Origin of the sequence: Pararhodobacter sp. (genome assembly GCF_034676545.1) — a bacterium.
Classification (GTDB): Bacteria; Pseudomonadota; Alphaproteobacteria; order Rhodobacterales; family Rhodobacteraceae; genus Pararhodobacter.
Genome location: NZ_JAUCBZ010000015.1, coordinates 2439683 through 2454242, shown reverse-complemented (window position 1 = coordinate 2454242; position 14560 = coordinate 2439683). Strand labels below are relative to the sequence as shown.

The window sequence follows — 14560 nt, the reverse complement described above, 5'->3', positions numbered from 1 at the left end:
TTCAAGTGCCCTTTGGCGCCGCTCAATCTGGTTGCGCCATGCCAATCAAGCCGCGCAACCCATATAACGCCCCGGCCGCAATCGCCGCCAGCGTCACCGGTGCCGACCAGGCCAGCGTCGCAAAGGCCGATACGCCCTGCCCGACCGAGCATCCCAGCGCGATCACGCCGCCAATGCCCATCAGCGCCGCGCCGCCCACCTGACGGCCCAACTCGCGTGGGTCTTCGCACGCCTCCCAACGGAACATGCCCCGCCAGAGCGACCCGGCCAAGGCCCCCGCCATGACGCCACCCACCGCGCCGACCGAGAAATTCAAGCCGCCCGCGGTCGAGGTCATCAGATACAGCAGGCTGCGCCCGACAGGCGCGGTGAAGGACAACCCCTCGACTTGAACCTCGCCCAAGCTTTCGGTGTTCAGCCAATTGGTCGCCCAAAAGCTCCAGACTATGGCCAACCCGGCAACCACGCCCCAGATGATTTTCACCGGCGCGCGCCGCAGCGGCGCATAGGCCAGCGCCCAGGCGGCAAACCCCGTCGCCACGATCACTGCGGTTATCATCGGCGAGAGACCGACGGCTTCTTCGACCGCATACGCCAGGCCTTGCGGTTCCGTCGACAGGGTCTGATCGAACAGGGCCACCCGAAGCCGCGCCAACGGGCCCGACAGCGTGATGAAGCTGAACAGCCCCATCACCACGACCACCACCAATGAGCGCAAATCGCCGCCACCGAACCGCACCAGCGCCCCGAACCCGCAATTGCCGGCCAGCGCCATGCCATAGCCAAAGATCAATCCGCCCATGACCGACGCCCAAGGGTTCCAGACAAACTGGTGATAAAAGGTTTCCATGAGGTTGATATGGCCGCTCTGCACACCCATGAATGTCCCGACGATCGCCACGGCCAGCACGATGCCCCACATCCGCAAGCGGCGCTGATCACCGCCATAGACCGCCGATTCCAACGCGCCCAGCGTGCAAAAATCACCCAGCCGCGCGGACAGGCCCAGAACCAATCCACCGATCAACCCGGCCAGCGCCGCCCATATGCCATAGGGAATGCTGTCCATCTGCGCCTCCAGTTTGCAAATTTCGACGCCGCAGGGTCTGGGTTCAGGCAAGAGAATGCAAGCCCGGAATGAAGGTTTTCCCCAGGCTCCGGCACTCAAACGCAACATGCATATTCATGAATAGACCTTGATTTCTGAGGCGAGCAACGTATCGTTGCACGCACGTCCTTGGGGTTCTCCCACCCGAGCCGACATCACACACCTGCCGCTCCGGTTCGGGGCCAAACTGAATGGGGACCTTATGCCTATTACGCGCCGTGCTTTCGCTTTGGGGGGCACCGCCGCCTTTGCCGTATCAGGGCTGCGCCCAGCCCGCGCCCAGACCACGGCACGGTTGGGCGGTATGCAGATCGACATGGTCACTGATGGCAATCTGGTGTTGCCACGCGATTTCATACTGGGGCCGATGCCCGATGAGGGCGTCGAGGCGATCCTGACACAATACAATGTGCCCGAGGGTGCGCTGACCCCACCCTGCAACCTGACCTTGCTGCGCCACGAGGACCGGGTGATCCTGTTCGACGTGGGGTCTGGCCCGGATTTTCAACCGACCGCTGGATTGCTGCCCGAAACACTGGATGCAATGGGCCTCTACCCAGAGGATATCACCCATCTGGTCATTACCCATGGTCACCCGGATCATATCTGGGGCCTGCTGGATGACTTCGACGAGCCCTATCTGCCCGCGGCGCAGATCCTCATGGGGCGGGTCGATTTCGACTATTGGACCAACGCCAACACCGTCGATACCATTGACGCGGCACGCCAATCCTTTGCCGTTGGCGCGCAACGCAGGCTCGCGGCGGTGGCCGATCTGGTCACGTTTTTCGAGGACGGCGAGGAAATCCTGCCCGGCGTCGCGGCACGCGCCAGCTTTGGTCATACGCCCGGTCACATGGCGTTCGAGCTGCGCGACGGGTCCGAAAGCCTGATGGTGATCGGCGATGCCATCGGCAACCACCATGTCGCCTTTGCCCTGGCCGGATTGGCACTCGGGTTCGGATCAGGATCCGCAAATGGCGGCGCAAACGCGGGTGTCGCTGATTGATCAACTGGCGAGCGAACAGATGCGCATTGCGGGTTTCCATCTGCCCGGCGGATTGGGCCGGGTGGAACGCGACGGCAGTGGCTATCGGTTCGTGACGGAAAGCTGAGAAACGCTGACGACCCCGGAGGGCCACGGCTCTTCGGGGCGGCTTAGGCCGTTTGCGCGCCAAGCCCGCGCTGGTCGATCAACAGGTCCGTCGCCATCGCCCCGACCCACATGAAGAACAGCGCCAGCCAGGCCGTGGCGACAAAGATCGAGCCGCCGGTGACACCCGCACCGATCGCGCAGCCCCCCGCCAACATCCCGCCAAAGCCCATCAGCACCGCGCCCGTCATCGAGCGGCGCATGTTGGACTCGTCGGTGAACCCCTGAAACTTGAACTCGCCCGAAAACGCTGCGGCCAGGAACGCTCCCAGGAAAACCCCCGGCACGAGGCCGATATCATAGCGCAACGTCTCGGTATTCGACAAAAAGAACATCAAGGTGTTGGCCGAGGGTCCGGTGAAGGTCGCCGAGGTCACGTTGACGGGCTCCCACGCAAATTCGGCCAGATTCCAGGTCAGCACCCAGCCCGCCGCAACCGCAAAGCCGACGCCCGAGGCAAACACCAGCACCCGCACGCCGATTTGCGCGCGCATGGCAACCACAATCGCCACGATGGCCAAGGCCAACCCCATCGCAAGCCCCGCGATATCAGGCAGCCCGATCAGCGTCAGCAGGTTCAGGTTCTGGCCGTTCGGCGTCACCCATAGCGCCGCCAACCAGTTGCGAATCGGAGCCAGCCAGCCGTCGAGGCTCATTTGCGCCACGACCGCGAAGATCAACCCCGAGACCACCGAGCGCAGGTTGCCTGTCGCCGCCAGAACCAGCAGCCGGCCAGAACAGCCGCGCGCCAGCACCATGCCGACGCCAAAGATCAACCCACCCATGATCGCGCCGGACCAAGAGCCCGCGACCGCCATCATGCGCGCGTCACTTGATCGGAACAGTCCCAACCATTGAGCCGCTTGTATCCAGACCACCGCCGTCGAAAAGGTCAGCAACCAGACCGCCACGCGCCCACCAATGATGCCGCGCGCGAATTCCACGGTCGCGGCGCGCAGGCAAAACGAGGATCGTTGCGCGGCCACGCCAAACAATGCGCCGGTCAACAGGCCGAACAAAGCACCCGCGTTGGCCTCGCCGATCCATTCGATGAACGCGATGAAACTGTCCATAGATGTATCCCCGGCTCAAGATTCCTGCGCCCCGATATGCCGTTATCTGCATGAATGCGCCTTGATCTGGATCAGGCAGATCGAGGCGTCATGCGCGTCAGGGGCGTCCAAACAGACGTTGAATGGTCAAAATGGTGTCACGCACGCGCGAATCGGCCAGAGAGTAGATGATCTGATTGCCGTCGCGCCGTGTCGTCACCAGCTTTTCATGGCGTAAACGCGCAAGCTGCTGGCTAACCGCGGCTTGGCGCGACATGATCAACTGCTCGAGCTCGGTGACCGACAGATCCCGCTCGCACAGGTGGCACAGCATCAACAAGCGCCCCTCGTGGCCCAAGGCTTTCAGAAAATCCGCCGCTCCGCGCGCCTGGGCGAGTTGAAACGATGACCCGGGTGCATCGCAGCGCCCGGTATCCACGTCCTGTTCGAACGACGGAATTTGTGTCATGTCGTCTGGCGACATGCGATCTCCACTCTACCCTTGATCATGGCGTCAACGCCCTTTGGCGTCACATGACCAAAGTTCAGTGTATCATGGGATTTGCAAGGAATTGAGTGGGATGGTGGTGCAAACCATCGCGCGGCGGGTGTTCAACCCGAGGTCGCGGCCCGCGCCGTGGCGAACATCTCATTGATATAGGGCCAAAAGAAGTCTTCGCCGGGAAACCCGAGCAAGCGCCCGATTTCGGTGCCATTCTGATCCAGCAGAATGAAGGTTGGCGTCACAAAAGGCCGTGAATGCAGCGTTACCCCGTCGGGCAAAGGGCCACGCAGATCGGCATGGATCAACGGCGCAACCTCGCCTTCGGGCGATGCCTCATAGATCGGGGCGATATCGCGGTTGAACGCCTCGCAGACGTAGCAGCCAACCTGTTCGATCATCAACAGACGGAATTCCTGCGCAAAACCGGGCATTGCGGACAGGCCACTCAGGATCAGAGCGACAACAACAGATGTCAGACGTTTGATCAGCATGTCGGTCCTCCTGCAAAGGTGCGCGTCGGAATCAAGATATTCAGTGTAACCCTTCAATTCCCGATTGACGAGCGTTTGGATACATAACAACATTGTAATGTGATTGAGTTGCGCGGGCAAGAGTCGCTCGCAAGGTCGGCCAAAGAGGTGATGCTGCATGTTTGATATCAGCTTCGGTGGCGCAGCCCTTGCCGGGATCCTCTCGTTTCTGTCGCCCTGCATCTTGCCGATGGTGCCGTTTTACCTGTGTTACATGGCCGGTCTGTCGATGGCGGAACTGCGCGCGGATCAAGGGCTGGCACCCGGCGCTCAGCGGCGGTTGGTTCTGTCTGCACTGGCGTTTTCGCTGGGTGTGACAACGATCTTCGTGCTGCTGGGCATGGGTGCCACGGCGCTCGGTCAGGCCTTTCTGGAATGGCGCGACACGCTGCAATGGGTCGCCGCGGCTGTGCTGTTCGTGTTCGGCCTGCATTTTCTCGGCGTGCTGAAAATCTCTCTGTTGTATCGTCAGGCGCGGATCGAGAACGCCGGCGCGCCAAAATCGGTGATCGGCAGCTATGTGATGGGCCTCGCCTTTGGCTTTGGTTGGACACCCTGCGTCGGCCCGGCACTGGCGGCGATCCTGATGATCGCGTCGGGCATGGGCGACATCACGCGCGGCGCCATGCTGCTGTTCGTGTATGGCATGGCGATGACCCTGCCCTTCGTGATCGCCGCCCTGTTCGCGCGGCCGTTCCTCAACTGGGTCTCACGCCACCGCAACAAGCTGCAATATGTCGAGAAGATCATGGGCGTGATGCTGATCGTGTTCGCGATTCTGATCGCCACGAATTCCGTCGCCTATATCGCGCAATGGATGATCGAGGTAATGCCGTGGATGGCCTCGATCGGTTAACATCGCCCAAGGAGGAGGCCAAAATGCCAACAAATCGTCGAACGTTCTTGAGCGGTATGGCGCTGACGGTTGCCGCCGCATCCCTGACTCGCCCGGCCCGCGCTGACCAGGCCGTAGCGCCAATGGGCGAGGATGGCTTGCACAAGCCCGGCTGGCTCAATGAGACCTTCCGCGACATGCGCGACGACCTCGAAGAGGCCAAATCGCTGAGCAAGCGGATGTTGATCCTGGTCGAGCAACGCGGCTGCATCTATTGCACGCGCATGCACGAGCATGTCTATACCGACGACGATATCGCGCGGATGCTGCGCGAGGATTATTTCGTTGTACAGATGAACCTGTTCGGCAATGTTCCGGTCACCGATTTTGACGGTGATGTGCGCGATGAGCGTGACATGATGACCCGCTGGGGCGTGGTGTTCACGCCAACCATGATCTTCCTGCCCGAGAACGTGCCAGAATCAGGCACCGTGCGCGATGCCGCCGTGATGATCATGCCCGGCGCCTTCGAGCGTGGCACCACAAGGCTGATGCTGCAATGGGTGCTGGAGCGCGGTTATGAAGGCGACGAGCATTTCCAGCATTATGTGGCGCGCAACCTGAACCCGTAGTCGCCGAACACCCGCCAAGGATCAGGGAACCAATCGCGGTCAAACCGAGTTCCCAATCCTGCAACAGCAAGGACACGTCAATGGAATGCAAAACCAATATGCATAAACTTGAATTTTCTGTTGCCGTTTCGGTGCACCATCGGCTACGTTAGTTTCGTAATGCGTTTGGGAGAGCGCAACAATCAATCGCTGAATGTCAGGGAGGACATCCATGAACCTGAAAGCTGTGACCGGCTCCGCCGTCGCGAGCCTTGTTGTCGCCGGCCTCGTCTTTTCCGGGGCTGCCGTCGCGCAAACGGCACCCACTGATATCGTCTGGGTCGACGACGTCATGGTGACGGAATCGCTGACCGGCGCACCCGGCAACGCCGCCGATGGGGTGACTGTTGTATCGACGCAATCGCAGGGGAACTGCGTTGCATGCCACCAGGTTTCCGCACTTCCGGATGTCGAATTCCAAGGCAATGTGGGCCCGTCCTTCGACGGCGCCGGCAGCCGCTGGTCCGAGGCAGAACTGCGCGGCATCCTCGTTGACGCCAAGCACATGTTCCCCGAAACCCGGATGCCGTCGTTTTACCGCGTGACCGGCTTCATTCGTCCCGGTGACGGCTATACCGGCCGCGCCGCAGATCCCGCCACTTTTGGTCCCCTGCTCTCGGCGCAGCAGATCGAGGATACCATCGCCTATCTCATGACGCTGACCGACTGAACGCGGTCCCAGCCCCGAAACTTGAAAGGAGTTCACCCATGCTGACAAGACGCGACACACTCGCGATCGGTCTCGGAGCCTCGGCTTTGGCCCTGCTACCCGTAACCGCCTCGGCCCTCACGGTCGAAGAAGCAATCGCCGCCTTTACCGGTGGGGCCGAGATGGCCGAAACCGGTGTCACCATCACCGCGCCTGAAATCGCCGAGAACGGAAACACCGTTCCGATCGCGATCTCGGCGCCCGGTGCCAGCGAAATCACCATCATTGCCACCGGCAACCCGACCCCCAATGTCGGCCGGTTCATGTTCGGCGAAGCGGCCGGGGCCGCCATGATTGCCACCCGCATTCGTCTGGGCCGGACCCAGGACGTGGTGGCAATTGCCAAGATGGCAGACGGCACGTTTGCCTCGACCCGCGTCGAGATCAAAGTCACCATCGGCGGCTGCGGCGGCTGAGCCAGACATTTCAGGAGTAACGCAGATGACAGAAGTAAGACCCCGCATCCGCCTCCCACGCAGCGCGTCGGCAGGCGACTCGATCGTGGTGAAAACCTTGATCAATCACGACATGGAATCGGGCCAGCGCCGCAATTCGGCCGGCGAAACGATTCCGCGTCAGATCATCAACCGCTTCACATGTGAATTCAACGGCCGCATGGTCCTTGATTCCGCTCTCGAAGGCGCGATTTCCGCCAATCCGTACTTTGAATTCGAGGCCCTCGTTGACCAATCCGGTGACTTTGTTTTCACCTGGTATGATGACAACGGCGACGTTTACACCGCAACCGAAGCCTTCGAAGTCAGCTGAGCTTTCGGCGCGACAGAAGTCTGGGAGGAGACACTATGCAGCACCTTAAGACTGCCACAACGATGGCCTTGGCGTCGGCCTGTATGGCCTTGTTCACGGGCATGGCCTGGGCCGATCCGGACCCAACGGCAGAACTGATCATCGAGGGCGAGTTACACCTTGTGACCCGCGCCCCGAGCGACGATGTCATCACACCCAACCTGCCCGAGCGCTACTCGGGCTGGTTGTTCCGCGATGCCGACACACGGGCCATGCAGATGGACGACTTTGAAAACCCGGCGATGCTTGCCGTGGAAAACGGAGAGGCATTGTGGTCCACCGCGGACGGCACCGCCGGCCAGTCCTGTCAGGATTGCCACGGCGATGCCGAGGAAAGCATGGCGGGCGTTCGCGCCAGCATGCCCCATGTCAACGAGGATGGCGTCCTGTGGTCGATGGAAGACTATGTGAACGACTGCCGCACGGAGCGCATGGGGGCCGAGGCGTGGCGCTGGAGCGGGAATGAAATGACGTCGATGACGTCCTATATCTCGTTGCAATCGCGCGGCATGCCGGTTGACGTGCAGATTGATGGCCCCGCCGCCCCCTATTGGGAGCAGGGTCGCGACATGTATTATACTCGTTACGGCCAGCTCGAACTGTCCTGTTCGAGTTGTCATGAGGAGAGTTATGGTCTGATGATCCGCGCGGATCACTTGAGCCAAGGCCAGATCAACGGGTTCCCGACCTACCGCCTGAAGAACGCGGGTATCGTGTCGATACACAACCGCTTCCGTGGCTGTATCCGTGACACCCGTGCCGAAACTTTTGCCGAAGGCTCAGACGAGTTCCGCGCGCTGGAGCTCTACGTCGCCTCGCGCGGCATGGGTCTGTCGATCGAAGGCGTCTCGGTCCGACCATAAGACACGCGAGGGGTGCGGCCCGCCGCGCCCCTTTTTCCACCCTTGGGTTCCGGGGGTCAGACCATACGGCAGACCGCGCGTTTCGCGCTCATCAAGCTTTTCCGTATATTCACATCTTCGTAGATTGGCATAACTTCGGCTTCAAATCCGCCCCGCCTCTCTCGACTATAGGAGATCGAACGCATGATATCCCGGCGCGAATTCCTGCAAGCCTCGATTGCTGCATCCGCCCTGTACGGTATTTCCGGCTTTGGCAACTGGTCCAAACTGGCCGCGCAACAAGTCCTGACCCAGGACGACCTGTTGCGATTTGACACGTTCGGGAATATCTCGCTGATCCACGTCACGGATATTCACGCCCACACCAAACCGATCTGGTTCCGCGAGCCGGAATTCAACATCGGTGTTGGTGACGTCCGCGGCGTGCCACCGCATGTCGTGGGCCAGGATTTCATCGACATGTTCAACCTGACGCCCGGCTCGCCCGAGGCTTATGCGTTGACCTACAAGGATTTTGTCGCCCTCGGGCAGACCTACGGCAAGATGGGCGGCATGGACCGTGTCGCCACCATCGTCAAGGCCATCAAAGCCGATCGCCCGGATGCGATTGTGCTGGACGGCGGCGATACCTGGCACGGCTCGATGACCAGCTATCTGACCGGCGGTCAGGACATGGTCAACATCATGAACGCGCTCGGCACCGAGGCGATGACCTCGCATTGGGAATGGACCTTTGGCACCGAGCGGGTGTTCGAACTGGTCGCACAATTGAACTTCCCGTTCCTTGGCCAGAACATCTTTGACGCCGAGTGGAACGAACCCTCCGAAGACTTTCCGTCCTACACCTGGTTCGAGCGTGGTGGCGCCAAGGTGGCGGTCATCGGTCAAGCCTTTCCTTATATGCCAATCGCCAATCCGGGCTGGATGTTCCCGGAATTCAGCTTTGGCATCCGCGATGAACGCATGCAGGAGATGGTGGACGAAGTGCGCGGTCAAGGGGCCGATGTCGTCGTCGTTCTGTCGCACAACGGCTTTGACGTCGACCGCAAGATGGCCAGCCGCGTCTCCGGCATCGACGTGATCCTGACCGGCCACACCCATGACGCCCTGCCCGAGCCCGTTCTGGTCGGCACCACGCTGTTGATCGCCTCGGGCAGCCATGGGAAATTTGTCACCCGTCTGGATCTCGATGTGCGCGACGGGCAGTTGATGGGCTTTCGCCACAAGTTGATCCCGGTGTTCAGCGACGTGATCGCCCCCGACCCCGAGATGGCCGCGCTGGTCGACGCCGAGCGCGCACCCTACAAAGAGCAGCTCGAGGAGGTCATCGGCCACACCGACAGCCTGCTCTACCGGCGCGGCAACTTTGGCGGGACCTGGGACACCCTGATTTGCGACGCCATCATGTCCGAGCGCGACACCGAGATTGCCATGTCGCCCGGCGTGCGCTGGGGCGCCAGCCTGATGCCCGGCGACGCGATCACCCGCGAGGATATCCACAGTGTGACCTCGATGACCTATGGCAAGGTGTACCGTTCGGAAATGACCGGCGAGACGATCCATGCGATCCTCGAGGATGTCGCCGACAACCTGTTCAACACCGATCCCTATTACCAACAGGGTGGCGATATGGTGCGCCTGGGCGGTCTTGCCTATGCCATTGATATTCAGAAACCAATCGGCGAGCGGATTACCGGCCTGACCCTGCTGCGCACCGGCGAGGCGTTGGATATGGCGCGCAGCTATACGGTTGGCGGCTGGGCCTCGGTCAATGAAGGCACCGAGGGGCCGCAGATCTGGGATGTGGTCGAAGAGCACATTCGCAAACTTGGTCGCGTATCGGCTGAACCCAACACTGCGGTAACCGTAACCGGCAACTGAGACGTTGAAACGAAGGAGCAAGCGTCATGACCGACATGTCTGATGACGATCACACGCACCCGGTAGACACCAGCCGTCGCAATTTTCTGCGCACGGCCGGGCTGGCCGCGGGCGGCGCTGTCGTGGGGGCCGCAACGGCCAACGCGCAAGAGGCCGACCCGCTGATCACCGAAGTGCAGGACTGGGCCTCGGCCACGGGTGACGGGGTGGACGCCTCACCCTACGGACTGCCGATCCGGTTCGAAGAGGATGTCGTGCGTCGCACGGTCTCCTGGCTGACCGCCGACCCGATCAGTTCGATCAACTTCACACCGATCCATGCACTTGACGGCACGATCACCCCGCAGGGCTGCGCCTTCGAGCGGCACCATTCGGGCGCGATCGAGCTGTCGAAAGACGATTATCGCCTGATGATCACCGGCCTCGTGGATCGCCCGCTGGTGTTCACCTACGAAGATCTGATGCGCTTCCCGCGTGAAAATCATGTGTATTTCTGCGAATGCGCGGCGAATTCGGGCATGGAATGGGCGGGCGCGCAATTGAACGGCGCGCAGTTCACCCACGGCATGATTCACAACATGGAATACACCGGCATCCCGCTGCGCGTCTTGCTGGAGGAAGCGGGCGTGCAGCCCGAAGGCCAGTGGATCTTTGTCGAGGGGGCCGATGCCTCGTCGAACGGGCGCTCGATCCCGCTGGAAAAGGCGATGGACGACGTGTTGGTTGCCTTCAAGGCCAACGGCGAGGCGCTGCGCAAAGAGCATGGCTACCCGGTCCGGCTGGTGGTTCCCGGCTGGGAGGGGAACATGTGGGTCAAATGGGTGCGCCGCATTGGCGTGAACCATTCGGCAGTGGAAGCCCGCGAGGAGACCTCGAAATACACCGACCTCATGCCCGATGGACGCGCGCGCAAATGGACCTGGGAGATGGACGCGAAATCCGTCATCACCTCGCCCTCGCCGCAAATGCCGATCACCCATGGCACTGGCCCGCTGGTCATCACGGGTCTGGCGTGGTCTGGTCGCGGGGCAGTTGAGCGCGTGGATGTCTCGCTGGATGGTGGCGTCAACTGGCAGACCGCGCGGCTTGGCACGCAGGGCGGCAAGTTCGCGCTGTCGCGGTTCTATCTGGAAATCGAGTGGGACGGCAGCCCGATGTTGCTGCAATCGCGGGCGATGGACGATACCGGCTATGTCCAGCCGACCAAGAACCAGTTGCGCGACATTCGCGGGTTGAACTCGGTGTATCACAACAACGGAATTCAGACCTGGGCGGTCTATGAGAACGGAGCGGTGGAAAATGTCGAAGTCAGTACTTAAGGCGCTCACCACCACGGCGTTGGCGGGTATGCTTGCCACGCCTCTCATGGCACAGGTCCACAATCTTGGCCGCCCCGCCCTGCCCGCAGAAATCACGGCCTGGGATATCGCGGTCGAGCCCGATGGCACTGGCCTGCCCGAGGGCTCCGGCGATGTCTATGATGGCGAGGATCTCTGGGTTGAAAACTGCGCCAGTTGTCACGGCGATTTCGGCGAGGGGGCGGGCGCATTCCCGGTCATCGCGGGCGGCGAAGGCACGCTCACCAACCGCCGCCCGGTGAAAACCGTCGGCAGCTATTGGCCGTACCTGTCAACCGTCTGGGACTATGTCCATCGCTCGATGCCCTTTGGCAATGCGCAGATCCTGACCGCTGATGAGACCTATGCCATCACCGCGTATATCCTCTATTCCAACGGCATCGTGGATGACGACTTTGTGCTGTCGCGCGACAATTTCCTCGATGTCGAGATGCCGAATGCCGATGGGTTCTATGTCGATGACCGTGTCGAGGTCGAGGTGCCGCTGTTCACGGGTGACCCCTGCATGAGCGATTGCAGCGCGCCGGTTCACATCACCCTGCGCGCCACCGATCTGCAATCCACGCCCGAGGGTGCGGTGACGGTGTTTGCGCCGGATCGTGCCAGCGGAGTGGCCGAAAACGCCGGGCTGCCCGAGGGTGGCGAAGGGGCGATGCCCGCAGCCGAGCCGACCCAGGAAGCCGCCGCAGAGCCGGAAACCCCAACCCTGGACCCGGCCCTGGTTGCTGCGGGCGAAGGGTTGTGGCGTCAATGCCGCAGTTGCCACACCGTTGAGCAAGGCGCACGCAATGGCACCGGGCCGAACCTTTATGGCATTGTCGGCAACGCCGCAGGCGCTGTGGACGGGTTCCGCTATTCGAACCCGATGCAGCAGGCGGCGGCCGATGGCCTGGTCTGGACGCCCGAGGCCCTCGACAGCTTCCTCGCCGATCCACGAGGCTACATGCGCGGCACGCGGATGTCGTTCCGGGGCTTGCGCGATGAGGCTGACCGCGCCGCGGTGATCGCCTATCTGTCGTCCTTTGGCGACTGATCCATGCGCGGGGTCCTTGTCGCAATCTGTCTGACGCTCGCCGGGGCGCTCGCTGCCCCGGCACAAACTCCGACCGGACAAAGCCTCGCGGCGCCGCTCGGCGATGCCGCCGCAGGGGCGGTTGTCTTCAACCGCGACTGCGCGTTTTGCCACGAAATCGGCCCCGACGCTGCCAACCGCGTCGGCCCGCAATTGAACCGCATCTATGATCGCGGCGCTGGGTCCTTGGAGGATGTTCGTTATTCGCGCGGCTTGATCCGCATGGGCGTTGACGGGCTGGTCTGGACCTATGAAACCCTCGACGCCTATATCGCCAACCCGCGTGCGCTGGTTTCGGGCACGCGCATGAGCTATCGCGGACTGCGCGATGAGACCGAGCGTCACGATCTTCTGGCCTATCTGCGCGCCTATTCCGAGCAACCGCAGAATATCCCCGAATCCGCCCCGACCGCCCGCAGAACCATGCCGGACTTGTCGCCGGAAACCCTGCAAATCGAGGGTGATCGCGAATATGGCGAATACCTCGCGGCGGAATGCACCACCTGCCATCAACTCAGCGGCACCGATGACGGGATTCCCGCCATCACCGGTTGGCTGGCAGAGGATTTTGTCGTCGCCATGCACGCCTATAAACAGGGTTTGCGTCCGCACCCGGTCATGCAGATGATGGCCCAGCGGCTGGACGCTGAGCAGATCGCGGCGCTGGCCGCCTATTTCGCAACAATACCCGACTGAAGACGCCGCAACATCAATTCATCAACCGGAGGAAGACCATGACACTTATCAACCGACGCAAGTTTCTGGCCACGGTCGCCGCAACCTCGCCAGCCCTTTCCGCCCCCATGGTCATGGCGCAGGGCCGCCCCAAGGTCATCGTCATCGGCGGTGGCGCGGGCGGTGCCACGGCAGCGCGCTTTATCGCCAAGGATTCCGACGGCGCGATTGACGTCACGCTGATCGAACCAACTCGCCAGTATTATACCTGCTTCTTCTCGAACCTCTATCTCGGTGGGTTCTGGGATTACGAAAACCTCGGCCACTCCTATGGCGCGCTGGTGTCGGATTATGGCATCAATGTTGTGCACGACTGGGCCGTCGGCGTAGACCGCGACGCCAAAACCGTCTCGTTGGCGGGCGGACACACCCTGCCCTATGATCGTTTGATCATTGCACCGGGCATTGATTTTGTTGACGATTCCGTCCCCGGTTGGGATATTTCCGCGCAAGCCAGAATGCCCCATGCCTATAAGGCCGGCAGCCAGACGCAACTCTTGAAGCATCAGGTGGAAACCATGCGGGAAGGCGGCACCTTCGCCATGGTTGCGCCGCCAAACCCGTTCCGCTGCCCGCCCGGGCCTTATGAGCGGGTGTCGATGGTCGCGCATGTCCTGTCGCAATCGAACCCGACCGCCAAGATCCTGATCCTCGACCCCAAGGTCAACTTCTCGAAACAAGCCCTGTTCGAGGACGGCTGGTCACGCCACTACAGCGGCATGATCGAGCGCATTGGCCCCGATTTCGGCGGCGGTAACGTCGAGGTGCGACCAGAGACGATGGAGGTGGTCATCGACGGCGAGGTGCAGGCCGTCGATGTCTGCAACGTCATTCCGGCGCAAAAAGCCGGGCGCATCGCGCAATTGGCCGGTGTCACCGACGACACCGGCTGGGCACCGGTCACACCGACCGACATGCGCTCACGCGTCGATGAAAACATCTTCATTCTTGGCGATTCCTCGGCGCAGGGTGCCATGCCCAAATCGGGTTTCTCGGCCAACAGCCAAGCCAAGGTCGCCGCCAACGTGGTCCGCGCGGACCTGACCGGCAGCCGCGTGTTCCCGGCGCGCTATTCCAACACCTGCTGGTCGCTGATTGCCACCAATGATGGTGTCAAAGTCGGCGCAAGCTATGAACCCGGCGCGGCGCAGATTGATTCCGTGTCGTCCTTCATCAGCGAAGTGGGCGAAACCGCCGAAATGCGCCAACGCACCTATGAGGAAAGCGTCGGCTGGTACGAAGGCATCACTGCCGATATTTTCGGATAATCAAGGAAAGGGG

17 protein-coding genes are annotated in these 14560 nt (G+C 61.6%); 13 read left to right on the top strand and 4 right to left on the bottom strand.

What is annotated here, in order from left to right:
- Positions 1–22 precede the first annotated feature (22 nt).
- Positions 23–1069 carry a YeeE/YedE family protein gene (locus VDQ28_RS15565; RefSeq protein WP_323036797.1) on the bottom strand — a complete coding sequence of 349 codons (1047 nt, stop codon included), beginning with the start codon at positions 1067–1069 and terminating at the stop codon, positions 23–25.
- A 241-nt stretch (positions 1070–1310) separates the two neighbouring features.
- Here VDQ28_RS15565 and VDQ28_RS15560 point away from each other — a divergent pair, with 241 nt between their 5' ends.
- Positions 1311–2117, top strand: coding sequence for an MBL fold metallo-hydrolase (locus tag VDQ28_RS15560; RefSeq protein WP_323036796.1), 807 nt, complete (start codon positions 1311–1313; stop codon positions 2115–2117).
- The gene (locus VDQ28_RS15555) at positions 2086–2223 is read left to right on the top strand and encodes a hypothetical protein (protein WP_323036795.1); all 138 of its coding nucleotides are present in this window, start codon (positions 2086–2088) and stop codon (positions 2221–2223) included. Before VDQ28_RS15560 ends, VDQ28_RS15555 begins: the two co-directional genes overlap by 32 nt.
- Positions 2224–2266: 43 nt before the next feature.
- Here the strand turns inward: VDQ28_RS15555 and VDQ28_RS15550 are convergent, their stop codons facing one another.
- From VDQ28_RS15550 to VDQ28_RS15540, 3 genes are all read right to left on the bottom strand, one after another.
- On the bottom strand, positions 2267–3334 hold the full coding sequence (locus VDQ28_RS15550) for a YeeE/YedE family protein (RefSeq protein ID WP_323036794.1): 1068 nt from the start codon (positions 3332–3334) through the stop codon (positions 2267–2269).
- 97 nt (positions 3335–3431) lie between these two features.
- Entirely contained in the window at positions 3432–3797 is a 366-nt protein-coding gene (locus VDQ28_RS15545; protein ID WP_323036793.1) for a metalloregulator ArsR/SmtB family transcription factor, read from the bottom strand.
- A 128-nt stretch (positions 3798–3925) separates the two neighbouring features.
- The gene (locus VDQ28_RS15540) at positions 3926–4309 is read right to left on the bottom strand and encodes a hypothetical protein (protein WP_323036792.1); all 384 of its coding nucleotides are present in this window, start codon (positions 4307–4309) and stop codon (positions 3926–3928) included.
- Positions 4310–4466: 157 nt separating this feature from the next.
- On the opposite strand from VDQ28_RS15540, the gene VDQ28_RS15535 reads away from it, so the two are divergent.
- From VDQ28_RS15535 to VDQ28_RS15485, 11 genes are all read left to right on the top strand, one after another.
- A complete protein-coding gene (locus VDQ28_RS15535) occupies positions 4467–5204 on the top strand; it encodes a cytochrome c biogenesis CcdA family protein (RefSeq protein WP_323036791.1) in 738 nt (245 codons plus the stop codon).
- Positions 5205–5227: 23 nt separating this feature from the next.
- Positions 5228–5815: a thioredoxin family protein gene (locus VDQ28_RS15530; RefSeq protein ID WP_323036790.1), complete on the top strand. Its 588-nt coding sequence runs from the start codon at positions 5228–5230 to the stop codon at positions 5813–5815.
- Between the two features lie 211 nt (positions 5816–6026).
- Positions 6027–6524: a sulfur oxidation c-type cytochrome SoxX gene (gene soxX, locus VDQ28_RS15525; protein ID WP_323036789.1), complete on the top strand. Its 498-nt coding sequence runs from the start codon at positions 6027–6029 to the stop codon at positions 6522–6524.
- Positions 6525–6562: 38 nt separating this feature from the next.
- Positions 6563–6979: a thiosulfate oxidation carrier protein SoxY gene (soxY, locus tag VDQ28_RS15520; RefSeq protein ID WP_323036788.1), complete on the top strand. Its 417-nt coding sequence runs from the start codon at positions 6563–6565 to the stop codon at positions 6977–6979.
- A gap of 25 nt (positions 6980–7004) precedes the next feature.
- Entirely contained in the window at positions 7005–7331 is a 327-nt protein-coding gene (soxZ, locus tag VDQ28_RS15515; protein WP_323036787.1) for a thiosulfate oxidation carrier complex protein SoxZ, read from the top strand.
- Positions 7332–7366: 35 nt separating this feature from the next.
- Positions 7367–8233 (top strand): sulfur oxidation c-type cytochrome SoxA, encoded by an 867-nt coding sequence (gene soxA, locus VDQ28_RS15510; RefSeq protein ID WP_323036786.1) that lies wholly within the window; start codon positions 7367–7369, stop codon positions 8231–8233.
- Positions 8234–8416: 183 nt separating this feature from the next.
- Positions 8417–10114 (top strand): thiosulfohydrolase SoxB, encoded by a 1698-nt coding sequence (gene soxB, locus VDQ28_RS15505; protein ID WP_323036785.1) that lies wholly within the window; start codon positions 8417–8419, stop codon positions 10112–10114.
- Between the two features lie 35 nt (positions 10115–10149).
- On the top strand, positions 10150–11433 hold the full coding sequence (gene soxC / locus VDQ28_RS15500) for a sulfite dehydrogenase (RefSeq protein ID WP_323038144.1): 1284 nt from the start codon (positions 10150–10152) through the stop codon (positions 11431–11433).
- The gene (locus VDQ28_RS15495; protein WP_323036784.1) at positions 11414–12505 is read left to right on the top strand and encodes a c-type cytochrome; all 1092 of its coding nucleotides are present in this window, start codon (positions 11414–11416) and stop codon (positions 12503–12505) included. Before soxC ends, VDQ28_RS15495 begins: the two co-directional genes overlap by 20 nt.
- A 3-nt stretch (positions 12506–12508) precedes the next feature.
- On the top strand, positions 12509–13240 hold the full coding sequence (locus tag VDQ28_RS15490; protein ID WP_323036783.1) for a c-type cytochrome: 732 nt from the start codon (positions 12509–12511) through the stop codon (positions 13238–13240).
- A gap of 38 nt (positions 13241–13278) precedes the next feature.
- Complete coding sequence (locus VDQ28_RS15485) at positions 13279–14547, top strand: NAD(P)/FAD-dependent oxidoreductase (protein ID WP_323036782.1); 1269 nt, start codon at positions 13279–13281, stop codon at positions 14545–14547.
- Positions 14548–14560 lie beyond the last annotated feature (13 nt).

Excerpts from the sequence above, each read along its gene's own strand:
- VDQ28_RS15530 (WP_323036790.1), top strand. The coding sequence starts at position 5,228 with ATGCCAACAAATCGTCGAACGTTCTTGAGCGGTATGGCGCTGACGGTT.
- VDQ28_RS15555 (WP_323036795.1), top strand. The coding sequence starts at position 2,086 with ATGGCGGCGCAAACGCGGGTGTCGCTGATTGATCAACTGGCGAGCGAA.
- VDQ28_RS15490 (WP_323036783.1), top strand. The coding sequence starts at position 12,509 with ATGCGCGGGGTCCTTGTCGCAATCTGTCTGACGCTCGCCGGGGCGCTC.
- VDQ28_RS15485 (WP_323036782.1), top strand. The coding sequence starts at position 13,279 with ATGACACTTATCAACCGACGCAAGTTTCTGGCCACGGTCGCCGCAACC.
- soxY (WP_323036788.1), top strand. The coding sequence starts at position 6,563 with ATGCTGACAAGACGCGACACACTCGCGATCGGTCTCGGAGCCTCGGCT.
- VDQ28_RS15565 (WP_323036797.1), bottom strand. The coding sequence starts at position 1,069 with ATGGACAGCATTCCCTATGGCATATGGGCGGCGCTGGCCGGGTTGATC.
- VDQ28_RS15545 (WP_323036793.1), bottom strand. The coding sequence starts at position 3,797 with ATGTCGCCAGACGACATGACACAAATTCCGTCGTTCGAACAGGACGTG.
- soxA (WP_323036786.1), top strand. The coding sequence starts at position 7,367 with ATGCAGCACCTTAAGACTGCCACAACGATGGCCTTGGCGTCGGCCTGT.
- soxX (WP_323036789.1), top strand. The coding sequence starts at position 6,027 with ATGAACCTGAAAGCTGTGACCGGCTCCGCCGTCGCGAGCCTTGTTGTC.
- VDQ28_RS15495 (WP_323036784.1), top strand. The coding sequence starts at position 11,414 with ATGTCGAAGTCAGTACTTAAGGCGCTCACCACCACGGCGTTGGCGGGT.
- soxB (WP_323036785.1), top strand. The coding sequence starts at position 8,417 with ATGATATCCCGGCGCGAATTCCTGCAAGCCTCGATTGCTGCATCCGCC.
- VDQ28_RS15540 (WP_323036792.1), bottom strand. The coding sequence starts at position 4,309 with ATGCTGATCAAACGTCTGACATCTGTTGTTGTCGCTCTGATCCTGAGT.
- soxC (WP_323038144.1), top strand. The coding sequence starts at position 10,150 with ATGTCTGATGACGATCACACGCACCCGGTAGACACCAGCCGTCGCAAT.
- VDQ28_RS15550 (WP_323036794.1), bottom strand. The coding sequence starts at position 3,334 with ATGGACAGTTTCATCGCGTTCATCGAATGGATCGGCGAGGCCAACGCG.
- VDQ28_RS15560 (WP_323036796.1), top strand. The coding sequence starts at position 1,311 with ATGCCTATTACGCGCCGTGCTTTCGCTTTGGGGGGCACCGCCGCCTTT.
- soxZ (WP_323036787.1), top strand. The coding sequence starts at position 7,005 with ATGACAGAAGTAAGACCCCGCATCCGCCTCCCACGCAGCGCGTCGGCA.
- VDQ28_RS15535 (WP_323036791.1), top strand. The coding sequence starts at position 4,467 with ATGTTTGATATCAGCTTCGGTGGCGCAGCCCTTGCCGGGATCCTCTCG.